Origin of the sequence: Micromonospora sp. B9E7, assembly GCF_039871815.1 — a bacterium.
In the GTDB taxonomy this organism is placed as follows: Bacteria; Actinomycetota; Actinomycetes; order Mycobacteriales; family Micromonosporaceae; genus Micromonospora.
This window is the reverse complement of the sequence record NZ_JBDPLX010000005.1, coordinates 18,561-32,400: the sequence shown is the minus strand read 5'-3', so window position 1 is coordinate 32,400 and position 13,840 is coordinate 18,561. Positions and strand designations below refer to the sequence as shown.

The 13,840-nt window shown below is 69.9% G+C and carries 12 protein-coding genes; 7 read left to right on the top strand and 5 right to left on the bottom strand.

The window, feature by feature from the left end; all coding sequences use genetic code 11:
* The first annotated feature begins 70 nt into the window (after nucleotides 1-70).
* From ABGB10_RS09545 to ABGB10_RS09515, 7 genes are all read left to right on the top strand, one after another.
* The gene (locus ABGB10_RS09545; RefSeq protein ID WP_347660511.1) at nucleotides 71-1,597 is read left to right on the top strand and encodes a non-reducing end alpha-L-arabinofuranosidase family hydrolase; all 1,527 of its coding nucleotides are present in this window, start codon (nucleotides 71-73) and stop codon (nucleotides 1,595-1,597) included.
* A 157-nt stretch (nucleotides 1,598-1,754) separates the two neighbouring features.
* Complete coding sequence (locus tag ABGB10_RS09540; RefSeq protein ID WP_347660510.1) at nucleotides 1,755-2,009, top strand: hypothetical protein; 255 nt, start codon at nucleotides 1,755-1,757, stop codon at nucleotides 2,007-2,009.
* A complete protein-coding gene (gene eccD, locus ABGB10_RS09535) occupies nucleotides 2,006-3,334 on the top strand; it encodes a type VII secretion integral membrane protein EccD (RefSeq protein WP_347660509.1) in 1,329 nt (442 codons plus the stop codon). The genes ABGB10_RS09540 and eccD overlap by 4 nt, the downstream gene beginning before the upstream one ends.
* Before the next feature lie 208 nt (nucleotides 3,335-3,542).
* Entirely contained in the window at nucleotides 3,543-4,406 is an 864-nt protein-coding gene (locus tag ABGB10_RS09530; RefSeq protein WP_347660508.1) for a hypothetical protein, read from the top strand.
* Nucleotides 4,407-4,421: 15 nt separating this feature from the next.
* The gene (eccCa, locus tag ABGB10_RS09525; protein ID WP_347660507.1) at nucleotides 4,422-8,381 is read left to right on the top strand and encodes a type VII secretion protein EccCa; all 3,960 of its coding nucleotides are present in this window, start codon (nucleotides 4,422-4,424) and stop codon (nucleotides 8,379-8,381) included.
* The gene (locus ABGB10_RS09520) at nucleotides 8,381-8,740 is read left to right on the top strand and encodes a hypothetical protein (protein ID WP_347660506.1); all 360 of its coding nucleotides are present in this window, start codon (nucleotides 8,381-8,383) and stop codon (nucleotides 8,738-8,740) included. The genes eccCa and ABGB10_RS09520 overlap by 1 nt, the downstream gene beginning before the upstream one ends.
* Complete coding sequence (locus tag ABGB10_RS09515) at nucleotides 8,725-9,702, top strand: DUF6177 family protein (protein ID WP_347660505.1); 978 nt, start codon at nucleotides 8,725-8,727, stop codon at nucleotides 9,700-9,702. Before ABGB10_RS09520 ends, ABGB10_RS09515 begins: the two co-directional genes overlap by 16 nt.
* Here ABGB10_RS09515 and ABGB10_RS09510 read toward each other — a convergent pair.
* From ABGB10_RS09510 to ABGB10_RS09490, 5 genes are all read right to left on the bottom strand, one after another.
* Nucleotides 9,687-10,502, bottom strand: a complete 816-nt coding sequence (locus tag ABGB10_RS09510; RefSeq protein ID WP_347660504.1) for a hypothetical protein — start codon at nucleotides 10,500-10,502, stop codon at nucleotides 9,687-9,689. The two genes, ABGB10_RS09515 and ABGB10_RS09510, sit on opposite strands and share 16 nt — an antisense overlap.
* Before the next feature lie 106 nt (nucleotides 10,503-10,608).
* Nucleotides 10,609-10,959, bottom strand: a complete 351-nt coding sequence (locus ABGB10_RS09505; RefSeq protein WP_347660503.1) for a hypothetical protein — start codon at nucleotides 10,957-10,959, stop codon at nucleotides 10,609-10,611.
* A gap of 5 nt (nucleotides 10,960-10,964) precedes the next feature.
* On the bottom strand, nucleotides 10,965-13,139 hold the full coding sequence (locus tag ABGB10_RS09500) for a hypothetical protein (protein ID WP_347660502.1): 2,175 nt from the start codon (nucleotides 13,137-13,139) through the stop codon (nucleotides 10,965-10,967).
* Nucleotides 13,136-13,495 carry a DUF6507 family protein gene (locus ABGB10_RS09495; RefSeq protein ID WP_282305708.1) on the bottom strand — a complete coding sequence of 120 codons (360 nt, stop codon included), beginning with the start codon at nucleotides 13,493-13,495 and terminating at the stop codon, nucleotides 13,136-13,138. The genes ABGB10_RS09500 and ABGB10_RS09495 overlap by 4 nt, the downstream gene beginning before the upstream one ends.
* A 38-nt stretch (nucleotides 13,496-13,533) precedes the next feature.
* Complete coding sequence (locus tag ABGB10_RS09490) at nucleotides 13,534-13,839, bottom strand: pore-forming ESAT-6 family protein (RefSeq protein ID WP_278136553.1); 306 nt, start codon at nucleotides 13,837-13,839, stop codon at nucleotides 13,534-13,536.
* Nucleotide 13,840: the final 1 nt, after the last annotated feature.

The window sequence follows — 13,840 nt, the reverse complement described above, 5'->3', positions numbered from 1 at the left end:
CGCCCGGGCACGTGTCGCGGTGTGCCCATCTCGGGCAGACCGTTCGGCACTTGGTCACTGAAGGAGGATCATGTCTGCCCTCGATAGGTCCGCATCGATCGCGCCGCCGCGGCGGCGATGGTGGTTGCCCCGCATCCTCGCCGCTGGCGCGGCGGCGGTAATGGTCGGTGGTGTCGCCGTGGCGGTGGTGCAGTCACCCGCCGCCGCGGCGACTGTCGACACGAGCGCGTGGTACGTGTTGGTCAACCGCAACAGCGGTAAGGCCCTGGACGTGTACAACCTGGCGACGAACGACGGCGCCCGGATCACCCAGTGGGCCCGCAACAACGGCAACCAGCAGCAGTGGCAGTTCGTCGACTCCGGCGGTGGCTACTACCGGTTGAAGTCGCGGCTGTCGAGCAAGGTGCTCGACGTCTACCAGCGCTCGACCGCCAACGGTGCGTCGATCGTGCAGTGGTCGGACAACAACGGCACCAACCAGCAGTTCCGGTTGGCTGATTCGGACAGCGGCTACGTCCGGTTGATCAATCGGAACAGCAACAAGGTGATGGAGGTGCAGGGCGCGTCGACCGCTGACGGCGGCAACATTGTGCAGTACGACGACTGGAACGGCGCCAACCAGCAGTGGCAGCTCGTCCGCGTCGACGGTGGGACCAACCCGCCCACCACGCCGCCGCCGACCGGCACGTGTGACCTTCCCTCGACGTACCGCTGGTCGTCGACCGGCTCGTTGGCCAACCCGAGGTCCGGTTGGGTGTCGCTGAAGGACTTCACCGTCGCGCCGTACAACGGCCAGCAGCTTGTGTACGCCACCACGCACGACTTCGGGTCGAGCTGGGGTTCGATGAACTTCAGCCTGTTCACGAACTACTCGCAGATGGCCTCTGCGAGTCAGAACGCGATGAACTCCGGGACTGTCGCGCCGTCGTTGTTCTACTTCGCGCCGCGCAACATCTGGGTGCTGGCGTACCAGTGGGGTGGGCCGGCGTTCTCGTATCGGACGTCGACCGATCCGACCAACCCGAACGGCTGGTCGTCGCCGCAGACGTTGTTCAGCGGGAGCATCACCGGTTCGGGCACCGGGCCGATCGACCAGGCGGTCATCGGTGACGACCAGAACATGTACCTGTTCTTCGCCGGGGACAACGGCAAGATCTACCGGGCGAGCATGCCGATCGGGAACTTCCCGGGCAGCTTCGGCTCCAACTACACGACCATCATGAGCGACACCACGAACAACCTCTTCGAGGCCGTCCAGGTCTACAAGCTCCAGGGTCTGAACAAGTACCTCATGATCGTCGAGGCGATCGGCTCGACGGGGCGCTACTTCCGTTCGTTCACGGCCACCAGCCTGGGTGGTACGTGGACGCCGCAGGCCGCGTCCCAGAGCAACCCGTTCGCGGGCAAGGTCAACAGCGGCGCGACCTGGACCAACGACATCAGTCACGGTGAGCTGCTGCGGACCAACGCGGACCAGACGATGACCGTCGACGCCTGCAACCTGCAACTGCTCTACCAGGGGCGTTCCCCCAGTTCCGACGGCGTGGACTACGGCCTCCTGCCGTACCGGCCGGGTCTGCTGACCCTGCAGCGCTGAGCCGGGCCTGCTGACCCTGCGACGCTGAACCGTGGAAGGCGGGCCCGCGACGGACAACTCCGTCGCGGGCCCATCCACGAGAAACGACCAGTTGGGCGCCGCACCGCCACCCGATCGTCACCCCCGCTGGATCAGCGATCGTGGATAGAATCGGGCCGTGGCTCGTGAATACGACACCCAGCTCATCGAGTCGGTCGCGGTCCGCCGTGCCCGAATGCGTGAGCTGCTGCTGTGGGGCAGGCAGCGTCGCGTCCGTGCCACCGGTGACGGGTTCCGCTGGTTGCGGGTCGGGCTCGTGTTGGCGGCCGTGGCCTGCGCGGGGTGCGTGGGCTGGTCCTTCCTCCAGGGCGTCATCGCCGACCAGCAGAAGGCGCGCAACCCGCCACCGGCCCAGTCGGAGGGGGCGCGATGACCCAGACCGAGTCGTCCACCGCAGCAGGCCAACTCAGCCGGGTGACTCTGGCCGGGGCGCGCCGTCGCATCGACCTCGTGCTGCCGGCCGACGAGCCGCTCGGTCTGCTGCTGCCCGAGATCGTCGCCATGGTCGGGCACCAGCCGATGGACGATTCCCGGGGCTACCAGATCAGCACCCTCGACGGCACGGTGCTCGATCCGGCCGGCAGCCTGCGACAGGCGGCCGTCTCTGACGGTGCGATGCTACGGGTCGACCCGATCTCCGAAGCACCGCCAGCGGCGATCGTGCACGACGTCGCCGACGAGGTCGGCGACGACCTTGCCCGCCGGCACGGGCGATGGGGCGTCGCCCCACGGATGTGGACCGCCACCGCCGTCTGCCTGGTCGCCGCCGGCATGGCGTCTGTCCTCGCGGCCCCGCAACTGGGCCCCGTGGCGGTCAGCGTCATCGGGGGCGTGGTCGCGCTGGTCGGCCTCCTCGTCGGGCTGGTGGGAAGGCGGGCCGTCGGGATCGCGGTCCTGGCCAGCGGTGCCGCCATGACGATGAGCATGGTGCCCGGGTTGACCAGCGGGCGCACCCTGCGTTGGGCGCTCTGGGCCATCGGCGCCGGCTGCGTCGTGCTCGCCGTGGGCGCGGTGACGGGCAACCGCCGTGCTGGCGTCCTCGGTGGCGGAACGCTGCTGACCCTGGTGGCCGGCTGGGGCGTACCCCTGGCGTTCGCCGTGCCTGCCGAGCGCGTCGCGGCGGTGCTGACGATCGTGTCCGTGGGAATGCTGGGGCTTCTGCCCCGGATCGCGATGGTCGCGTCCGGGCTCACCCGCCTCGACGACCGGCGGAGCAACGACGAGCTGGTGAGCCGCGTCGCGGTGTTGGCCGCAGTCGACTCCGCGCACCGTGGGCTGGCCGTGGCGACGCTGGCGACGGCGACGTCGGCAGCGCTCGGCGGCCTCGTCCTGGCCGCCGCGGCGGGCCCCTGGTCGCTGGTGCTGGCGGCCCTGGTGGCCACCGCCCTGCTGCTGCGGATGCGGGCGTTCCCGCTGACCGTCGAGGTGGTGGGGCTGGTGGCTGGTGCGCTGGTGATCGCGGGCGGCCTGCTGGCTCGCTGGGCACGGGATGCGCCCGGCGCGTGGTGGGGCCCGGCGCTCGTGGCGCTGGCGTTCTGCGCGGTGACCCTCGTGATCCTGGCCTACCGGCCGCCGCCGCACGCTCTGGCGCGAGCCCGGCAGTACGCCGACCGCGTCGAGGCGCTGACCGTGATGGCACTGGTCCCCGTCGCGGTCGGGGTGTTCGGGCTCTACTCGCGACTTCTCAACACGTTCTGATTGAGGCGGTGGCATGAGTGCTCCACCGGTTCCCGGGCCGACCCATTCCGGGGGGCACGGACCGCACCCACCACAGCGGCGGGTGCCGGGAGGCTCGGCCACCCCCGCTGCGGCCCCCCGGCAGCCGGCGTCGACGCCGCCCCGTCCGGCTCCGACACCACGGGTGCACGGCGAGCCGGCGAGGTCGGAGGCGGACGACCTGTCGCTCGTGCGGCGCATCCTCCCCGGCGACCCGGCACTGCGACGACTGTGGCGCAGCGCCAGCCGAATGTTCACAAGCGGCCGGGCGACCCGGGAGCTCGCCGACCTCACGGCCGAGGTGCAGGTGCCGGTCCACACCGGTCGGCGGATCGCGGTGGCCTCCGTGCACGGTGGGGCGGGAAAGACCACCGTGGCAGCGGTGCTCGCGTCGGTCTTCGCTGCGCGGCGGGCCGATCCGGTGCTCGTCGCCGACGCCGACCCGTACGAGGGCTCGCTGACCTGGCGGCTCGGCGCGCCCGGCGAGCCGCCCCTGGAGCGGCTGGCACCCGACCTGATCGCAGCCCGGGGCGGCGACCTCCGCGCGCTTGAGCCGTTCCTTCCGCGTACCGGAACGGGCCTGTGGGTGTTGCCGAGTGGCACCGCGAACCCGACCCTGTGCAGCGAGGTGACGCGGGCGCTGTCGCGTCTCTTCGCTGTCGCCGTCGTCGACTGCCCGCCCGGCCTGGAGTCCCGTACCGCGGCGGCGGCCATGGCCGACGCGCATTCGGTGGTGCTCGTCGCCGCGGGAACGCCGGACGGGGTCCGCGCCACCTACCAGGCGTTGCGCCGGATCATCGACGGCGGGTACGGGTCGTGGCTGGCGCGGGTGGTGGTCGTCCTGAGCACCAGCAACCCCGACGGCCGCGACGCACTCCTCGGTGACGCCGCCCGCGAGCTGATCGAACACACCGGCGTACCGGTGGTGGTACTGCCCTACGACCGTCACCTGGCGGCCGGCGCGCTCATCACGCCGTCGCGGATCGGTGAGGCGACGCTTGTCGAGGCGACCCGCGCGGCCGGCCTGGCGCTGGCCACGGCCCGGCGGATGTGACCGGAGGACGCCCTGATGTCGACGCGCATGGTGCACCGCCCCACCCGGGTCGCCCGCCCGGCATCCACGATGGAACCGCTCGTGCTGGACGCGCCACCGCAGCTGCCCGACGGCCGATCCGCGATGGGGCTCCAGGCGCTGCTGCCGATGGCCGGCGCGGGCGTGGCGATGAGCATGATGATGTTCCTGCGTGGCTCCGGCTTCGCGGCACTGGGCGCGGTGGTCATGGTCGTCGCGCTGGCCGCCGCCGGGGCGATGTACCTCACCCAGCTCGGCAAGGCCGGTCGGCAGCGCCGGGTCCAGCGCGAGCGGTACCAGGACTACCTGGAAGAGTTACGCGAGCAGCTACGCGAGGACGAGCAGCGCCTCCAGGAACAGGCGACAGTGCTCGACCCGCCGGTCAGCCGGCTGCTCGACGTGATCCGCAGCCCGGCGCGACTGTGGGAACGCCGCCGCGCGGACATCGACTTCCTGCGGGTACGGGTAGGCATGGGCGCGCTACCCGTCCGGCCGATGCAACTGCGTGAGCAGAGCACACCGACCAACCCGCTCGACCCCTTCATGCGCCACGAGGCGCAGTCGCTGATGCGCCGCTTCGAACTGACGCCGGGGCTGCCGCTCCGGGTCGACCTGGACTGCGCCGGCGATGTCAGCGTGATCTCGCCGGACTACGACGAGGTGGTCGCCCTCGCCAGCGCGATCCTCGTCCAGGTCGCCGCGTTCCATGCCCCTGACGACGTGACGCTCGCGATCGTCACCACGCCGGAGCGGGCGACGACCTGGCGGTGGGCGCGGTGGCTGCCGCACCTGCTCGACCGGACCTCGATCGGACCGGCCGGCCCCACCCCGCTGCTGGTCACCGCCCCCGGGACGCTCGCCGAACTCCTCGCCGGGGACCTGGAGGAGCGGGCCACGAACGCGCTCAAGTCATTCCGCCACAACGCCGGAAGGGCCGAGGCCCGTACGCGGTCGCGGCTGCTGGTCATCGACGACGCCCACGGCCAGGTGGCCCGCGCGTTGGCGAGCCCCGACCAGTTCGTGGGTCTCGGGAGCCTCGGTGTCACAGTGGTGCACCTGCTCGCCGACCGGCTGCAGGAGCCCGGCGACATCTCCCGGCGGATCACCGTCGACGGGGGTGCGCTCACCCTGGAGGATCTTGCCGCCTCGCCGCCGATGACCGTGGTCGGCACGGTCGACGAGGTGCCGGTGCCGTTGGTGGAGGGCCTCGCCCGTGCCATCGCACCGCTGCGGCTGTCGGCCGACTCGTACGACGACGGCACGGGCACCCCGCCGGCCGACTTCCAGGACCTGCTGGGGTTGTCCGATCCCACGAACCTGGACCTGGCCACGCTGTGGCGGCCCCGGGGCGAGCGGGACTTCCTGCGCGTACCGATCGGTGTCGACCCGGTGGGCCGCCCGGTGCTGCTCGACCTGAAAGAATCCGCGCAGCTCGGGATGGGCCCACACGGGCTGTGTGTCGGCGCCACCGGGTCGGGCAAGAGCGAGCTGCTGCGGACGCTCGTCCTCGCCCTGGCGGCGAGCCACCCGCCCGAACGGCTGGCGATGGTGCTCGTCGACTACAAGGGCGGCGCGACGTTCGCACCGTTCGCCGAGATGCCGCACGTCTCCGGGCTGATCACCAACCTGGTCGCCGACGCCGCGCTGGTGGAACGGATGTACACCAGCCTCGACGGTGAGGTGCAGCGCCGCCAGCAGTTGCTCGCCGACGCGGGCAAGGTCACCGACATCGTCGAGTACCACCTGCTGCGCGCGGTGCAGGGCGAGCGAACCACCCTGCCCCCGCTGCCGCACCTGCTCGTGCTCATCGACGAGTTCGGCGAGCTGCTCGCCGCCAAGTCGGAGTTCATCGACCTGTTCCTCCGGATCGGTCGGATCGGCCGGTCCATCGGGGTGCACCTGCTGCTGTCCAGCCAACGGGTCGAGCAGGGCAAGATGCGCGGCCTGGAGAACTACCTGGCCTACCGTCTCGGGCTGCGCACGCTCACCGAGATGGAGTCGCGCACCGTCCTCGACACGGTCGACGCGTTCCAACTGCCTCCGTTGCCCGGCAACGGGTATCTGAAGGTGGACGTCTCGATCTACCAGCGGTTCAAGGCCGCCTACGTCTCCGGCCCGCTCACCGACGGAGCCGACGCCGAGCTCGCCCCGATCGTCGGCCCGATGGCCAAGCCGATGCCGGTGGTCGGCACCGTCCGCCGGGACACCGACGACGGCGTACCCGAGGAGCCGAAGGCGACCAGGCGCACCACGGGCCCGACGCTGCTCTCGACAGTGGTCGAACAGATGGCCACGAGTGACCAGCGCGTTCAGGCGATCTGGCTGCCGCCGTTGCCGTCCGCCCTCACCCTCGACCAGGCGGCCGGTGGGATCCGCAGCACCCCGGAAGGGCTCCGGCTGGAGCTCGCCGGGCCGGCCGGCGACGGGCTACCGGTGCCGCTCGGCCGCCTCGACGACCCGGCCCGTCAGTGGCAGGGCCCCTGGCTGGTCGACCTGGCCAGCAGCGGCGGCAACGCACTCGTGCTCGGTGGTCCCGGCACCGGCAAGACGACCGCGCTGCGTACCCTGGCGCTGGGTCTGGCCACCACCTACCGTCCGACCGACGTCGGCATCTACGGCATCGACCTGCTCGGCAACGGGCTGTCGGGCCTGGCCGGGTTGCCCCACGTCGGCGGCGTCGCCAGCCGCGAGGACCGGGAGCGCATCCGCCGCACCGTCGACGAGGTGCACGCCATGCTCGCGCAACGCCAGCGGATCTACACCCAGCACCAGTTCGACACCATCGACGACCTGCGCGCCGCTGGCGAACGGGTACGCGCCGAGGTCGGCTGTGTCGACGTGGTGTTGCTGATCGACGGGTACGGCCAGCTCAACGCCGAGTTCGAGAGCCTCGAACCCAAGGTGCACGACCTGCTCGCCAGGGGCGGCCGCTACGGCATCCACGTGATCGGCACCGCCCGGCGGTGGAACGAGGTTCGCGCCGCCCAGCAGGTCGCCTTCGCCAACCGCATCGAGCTGCGGCTCACCGAGCCCGCCGAGTCCAGCATCGACGGCAGGCTGGCCCGAGGCATCTCGCCGGACCAGGCCGGACGGGCGCTGACCAGCGCAAAGCTGTTCGCCCAGGTCGCCCTGCCGCGCCTCGACGGCCAACCGGATCCGGCGAACGCCGGTCTGGTCGCGGCGGCCGAGTCGGTACGCGGATCGTGGTCGGGGACACTGCCGCCACCCGTGCGGGTGCTTCCCGCGGTGCTTCCGCTGGCCGATCTCGCCGGCACCCCGGCCGGGCACGGGGTGGTCCCCTTCGGCCGGTTCGAGAGCGACTTCACCCCCGCCGTGCTCGACCTCTTCGGTCGAGACCAGCACTTCCTCGTCCTCGGCGACCCCAGGACCGGCAAGACGAACCTGTTGCGGCTCGTGGCCGAGGAGTTGATGGGGCAGTACACGTCCGACGAGTTGGTGTTCGCCGTGTTCGATCCGCGTCGAGGGCTCGCCGACGTGGTGCCGGAGTCCTACCTCGGTGGTTACGCCACCAACGCGACACTCGCCCAGCAGTTGTCGACGGCGGTGTGCAAGGAACTGGCGACGAGGCAACCGTCCGAGCCCACGCGTCCGCGGATCGTGCTGCTCATCGACGACTACGACATCCTCGCCGCGTCGGCCAGCCAGCCGCTCGGCGCGTTCGTCCCCTATGTGGCGGCCGCGCGTGACACCGGGCTGCACGTCGTGATGACGCGCCGGGTGGCCGGTGCGTCGCGTGGCCTCTTCGAACCGTTCCCGCTGGCCGTGCGCGAGGCCGGTTGTCTGAGTCTGCTCATGTCCGGTGACCGCACGGAGGGCCAACTGTTCACGGGGGTGCGGCCAACGGTCCTACCGGTGGGGCGCGGGCAGCTCATCCGCCCAGGTCACCCCCCGCGCATGACGCAGACCGCGTACCTCGGCGAGACCAAGGAGCACTGATGACGTACGACACGGTGGCCCTGTGCCGCTCCGAGCCCGACGCTGCCACGATGCTCGGCGCCCTGGTCGCGGTCGGCTCCGACCTGAAAATGGACACGGTGGACTCGGCCGGGTTGGTGCAGTTGTTCGACCCGGCTGACGGTCGGTTGTTGTTGACCGTCGAGACAGCGCGGCTGGTACAGGTGCCGGGCGAGGCAGAACGGTTGCTCGGCGTCACGCTGGACGACACCTTCGGCGGCCGGGTCTGGTGGGTGGAGAGCCGGGCACCCGACGGCGACCCACAGGCCGCCGAGGTGACCCGCCGCTTCACCGACGCGCTGGTATCGATAACGGGGGGACTGACATGGGCGAACCGATGACCGGCGCGACCGACACGATCACCGACCGGGCCGTCGTCCTGCACCAGCACCGCGCGGTGGTCGGCCTCTCGCCCTGGCTCGCCGAAGCGGCGGTCGACGCGGTCCGCAACGGGTTGCTGCTTCAGCTCGTCACGCCGGCCGACGGCTCCATCACGTACCCGCTCGAAGTGATGCTGGCGCAGGCCCAGGGGCAGTGGGTGGTGCGCGCCGGCGACCGGTACCGCGACGGGCTCACCGGGTTACCCCTGCACTGGGACGGTCAACGCTTCTCGGCATCCAACGGATCGCCTACCGGTGGCCCGCTGCCGACCGCCGTACCGTGGTCAGGCGGCCTGGAGATTCAGATCGTCACGCTGCATCCGGCCACCGAGGCCCTGGAACTCGGTGCCAGCACCGAGGCCGCCGTGCGCGCCCTCACCGGCAACGACCCCGCCGGGTGGGGCGTCGCCGAGCCGGTGACCGAGCGGTGGTCGCGCCGCGACCTCACCTCGTTCTGCCGTACCCGGGCACCGGCGCCCACCAGCGTGGCGATCGTCGGAGGGGAGCATCGTTCGGCGCTGCTCGGGGTCCTGACGGTCGAGCGGGTCGACGTCGGCGTCCGCGAACAGCTCCGGCTGGCCGGCCCTCCACTGTCGGTGGTCGACGAGGCTACGATCGAGGCGCTCGCCGAGAAGGTGGCGACGACCGTTCGCAGCATGATCGTGACCGTGCATCCGGGTCGATCCGGCGGTGTACGGTCCAGCACGCCGAGCCTCCCCGCACTGCCGCTGGGCATCCTGGTCGGGCGTCAGGAACAGGCGCTCGACTCCGAGCCGGAGGTGATCCCGGGCCGGGCGCTCGGCCGGGGTGCGCGTCGCGCATGGTGGTACAGGGTGGACAGCGGGCCGGGTGCCCCGTACGAGAACCTCACCGCGGTGTTGCGCAGGTACGGCCTGAGCACCGCCGGTCAGGGCGCTGGCTGAGTCACTCGCGAGCCTTGGCCGCCGGAGCCGGTGTTAGCGGCGGCACCCGGGCCGACAGCATGGGAGACGACCCGGTCTGAGGGTGGCCGGCGCACTCGCGACGGCCTAGATCGCTCGTGTGGGCGGTCGATGAAGGAGCTGACACTTTCCGCCTCGGCCCGGGTCTTCTCGTGCAGGCCCGGTTCGCTGGCCAGGCGATCGAAGTAGTCCTTTTCGTCGGGGCCGCCGAGATCGAGGACCGCCGGAATGGTGATGATCGTCAGACGCCACTGCAGACGACGACTGGCCTCCTTGAGTAGATCGACCACTCGGGCTCGTTCCGAATCGTCCAGGTGGTCGGGTCCGACCTGGCGGAGCCACCGCACCAGACTCTCCGTCGCCCCCTGCACGATGAAGAAAGCCCAGGACCGACCGATGCGGTCAACGACCTCGTCCGGCGGCGTCGTCCAGGTCGCACCGAAAACGTCATCCGCGTCCAGGTATTCCTCGGCCCAGTCACGAACCCTCTCGGGCGTGACGTCGGTAAGGGTCGGCATCGACTGCTTGAGCCTCGCGTACAGGAGGAACCAGTAGTCGTCGAAGAACGCCTTGGGAAGCCCCCAGTCGGTCTCGTCGCCGTAACGGTCTCTGACGTCCACCAGGTAGGGGAGGCACATCTCCAACGCCTGTACGGCCTCAGCCCGCTGCTGCGGGTCGGGTGGCAGGTCTCGCGTCGCCTTGCCACGCTCGACGGGATCCGCGAACTGCCATGGAACTGGCAGGGCGGCCAGCAGTTCGGGGGCAACCCAGGGACCGGTCATTGGAAATCAACTCCGTAGCGCCTGAGGAAGTCACGCGATGCGCGTCGCGGTCCGGCAAGTGCGTGCCGGGCCGCGACGCGCATCGGACGCATCAAGGCGGACGCGCTCAGCTCTCCACTACGTAGCTTTCGAGCGGAGTGCCGTCTTCGGCCCAGCGGTGGCGGCTGAGCAGCTTGCCTTGGTCGTCGAACTCGACACGGGCGGCGGGGTTGCCGTTACGGTGCCACTCCTCGTGGACGCCGACAGCCGTGCCATAACGGACGTTGCCCTCGGCCTTACGCTCGCCGGTCGGGTACCACTCGGCAGAGAGGCCATCCTCCATGCCCTTGAAGTACGTGGTGAGAGCGATGACCTGACCCTGCGGCGAGCGCTCGACCACCTCGCCGGTGAACAGTTCACCCTGGTAGGTCACCCGAAGGTCGTCCTCGGTCTCAACGTCGTCGTAATCGACTCGCATAGTGCTTACTCCGGGATGAACTGGCTGTCAGGGTGGCCGCTGTCATAGGTGAGACGCCCAGCGTTGCTAGGTGTACCCGCCAGCAGCCTATGGCAGTTCGCGCAGCATGGTGCGGGCACTTGCCCGTCGGATCGGAACGGGAACCGGTTGTCGACTCGGAACTCGGACATCACAGAAGCATCGACGTCCGGACCACGCCGCAACAACATCTCGTTGACGGCCTTGACCTCGGCATGCCGCAGCGGGTTGTCGCCGTGCGGGTACGGGGTCGTGACCTGCTGGCCGTCGCGCATCATCGGCGTGCCATCACGGTTGTACTGCGGGTAGGGCCCTTCGGCGCGCATCTGCTCGAGGCGATCCCGCAGCACCGGGTGCAGATTCTCCTCGGGGATGGCGTCCCGTGGACGCCCGTTGACGCCCTCGAAGACCTCGCCGGTACGCAGGTCCACCGCGACCGAGTTGACCGGGCCGGTCTCCTTCGCCGAGATCACGCCGGTGTCGCGCATGTTGCGGATCTCGTCCGTGCGTCGGGTTGCCGTGTCGCGTAGATACTCGTCCAGCGGCTTGCCGTCGACATGGGTGATGAGACCGTCGGCGTCGCGGGTGAGGTCACCCTCCACCCGCCCGAGTTCCTGCGGAGCGGTGCGGTCTTCCGGTATGCGCTGCGTCCCGTCGGGAAGCCTCGTGCTGTCGTCCGGGAGGTTGCCGGGGGTGTCGTCGGGGACGTTGCCGGGGGTGTCGTCGGGGAGGTTCCCGGGGGTGTCGCTCGGCGTGTTGTCCGGGAGGTTGCCCGGGCTGTTGTCCTCCGGCAGGTTTCTGGTGGGTAGGTCGTCGCCCGGCACATCTCTGACGGGTGGGGTGTCCTCGGGCAGGTTCCGGACGGGTGGAGTGTCAGGGTTGTTGGCACCAGGTGTGTCGCCGCCGGGGCCGTTGCCGGCATCCATGTTCATCGGATTCCCGCCGCGCTCGTTCGGCATCTCGACCTCGAAGCCGCGTCCGACCGGCACGTCGCCCGCGATGGCGGGCACCAGCCCGAGCTGTGGAATCTGGATGTCGAACTTCTTGGCGAAGTTGATGGCGACCTCGCCCACCGTGGGCAGGTTGTCGAGCCAGTTGCCGGCGCGGACCAGCCCGGCGCTGATGCGGGCGGCGGTCGCGCTGCCCCGGACGGTGTTGACCGCGGCGCCCGCGCCGCGCAGGCCGGAGCCTGCCCCCTTGGTGCCGACGACCGCGGAGACGATGTTGAACACGGCAAGGCCACCGGCCCTCGACTTGTCCTCACCCCACATGTCGTAGGCGATGATGCTCTTGCCCGCGTTGAGGAGAAGGTTGCCCGCCTCGCGCTTCTCCATGAAGGGCATGCCGACCGTCTGGTCGACCACGATGGTCACCGGATTGGTGTAGATGGCGACCGCCCAGACGAACTTGCCCAGGCCCAGCCAGGACTGGCCGGCTGTGCCCCAGCTCCATTCGCCGGTGGTCGGGTCGCGACCGATCAGCCCGCCGAGGTCTTCGAGCATGGTGACGAAGCCTTCACCGATGCCACCGAAGAACGCGCCGACGTCACCGAAGAAGCCGCGGTCGTGCTCCTCGTTGCTGCCCCAGGGCAGTGCCCCGTCCTCGCCGGCCGCCGCGTTGAGGGTGTTGGCGTCGAACCCGTACTCGCCGTCTTCGGCTTTGCCGTCGGCGTTGTCGGCCCGGTACTGGCGTCCGCCGTAGAGGGCGTTGATCGTGTTGGCGCACTTGCGTTGCGCTTCGAAGAACGCCGCGACCTGCGTATTCACCGCAGAGATCAACCCGTTGTGCTGGTCGACCTTGCCTTCGTCCTCACGCCAGTCGTCGTCGTCCTTGGTGGACGCGATGAACTGTTCGGCTTGGCCCTTGAGAGCCGCGAGTTGGGCCTTGATCTCCTTGACCTCGGCGGCATAGGTGGCCAGGGCGGTGCCGACGGCCTGGACGTCTTCACCGACCGACGCCGACACCGTGCGGATCGGGCCGGACGCGGCGAACAACTGCGCCGCCTCCGGTGCCTCGTAGACCGCGGCCAACCCCTGCCACGTGGTGTCGACCGCTTGGCCGGTATTGGCGAAGTCGACACCGGTTGTCTTGATCGTCTGTGCGTGGGTGGCCAGCAGTTCCATGTTCCCCGGGATCTGCGGGATCTCCCCCGGATTGATCATCGTGGCACCGCCTGACGGCCCGGCCCCGGCATGGTGGCCGACGGGTCTGGTGCCGCCGAGGCGCTGCGTTGCGCGTTCGCGGCCATGTCCAGATCACCCTGGACATACGCGTTCGTCGCCTGCGCCGCCGCATTCATACACGCCCCCGTGCGAGTGAACACGAACTCAAGATCCGTGCGGATCGACTCCACGAAACCCTGAAGCGCCTGGCCGACGATCTCCGAACTCGACTGGACGGCAGAACCCTCCAACGCCGAGTTGAAATTCTTCATTTGCCCCTCGAACGGGGCGGCCGCGGCATGCGTGCGATTCAGGACATCACGCACTCCACCGGGGGAGATATCCCACGCGCTCACGCTTGTGCTCCCTCGTCAACACTCGAAGAAAATCCGACTCAGCCGATCGACTGCACCGCCGTGCGTGCCTTGGCCAGCGTGGTCGTCGCCGTCTCGTCGTTCTTCACCATCGTGGTCTTCACCAGATCGATGATTGTGCGCACCTCGCCTGCGGCGCGGTTCCATCGATCCTCGACCGTCCGGTATTCCTCCGAAACACCGTCGGCCTGGAAGTCCGCCATCGCCGCCGAAACATCCGCGCTGCGTTGGGAGATCACCGCCTCCAGCCGGGCGATGATCCCGGCGAGGTCACCCTGGACCTGCTGCGAAGTGCCCACGTCAAAGCTGCGTCGGTCTGTGCTCATA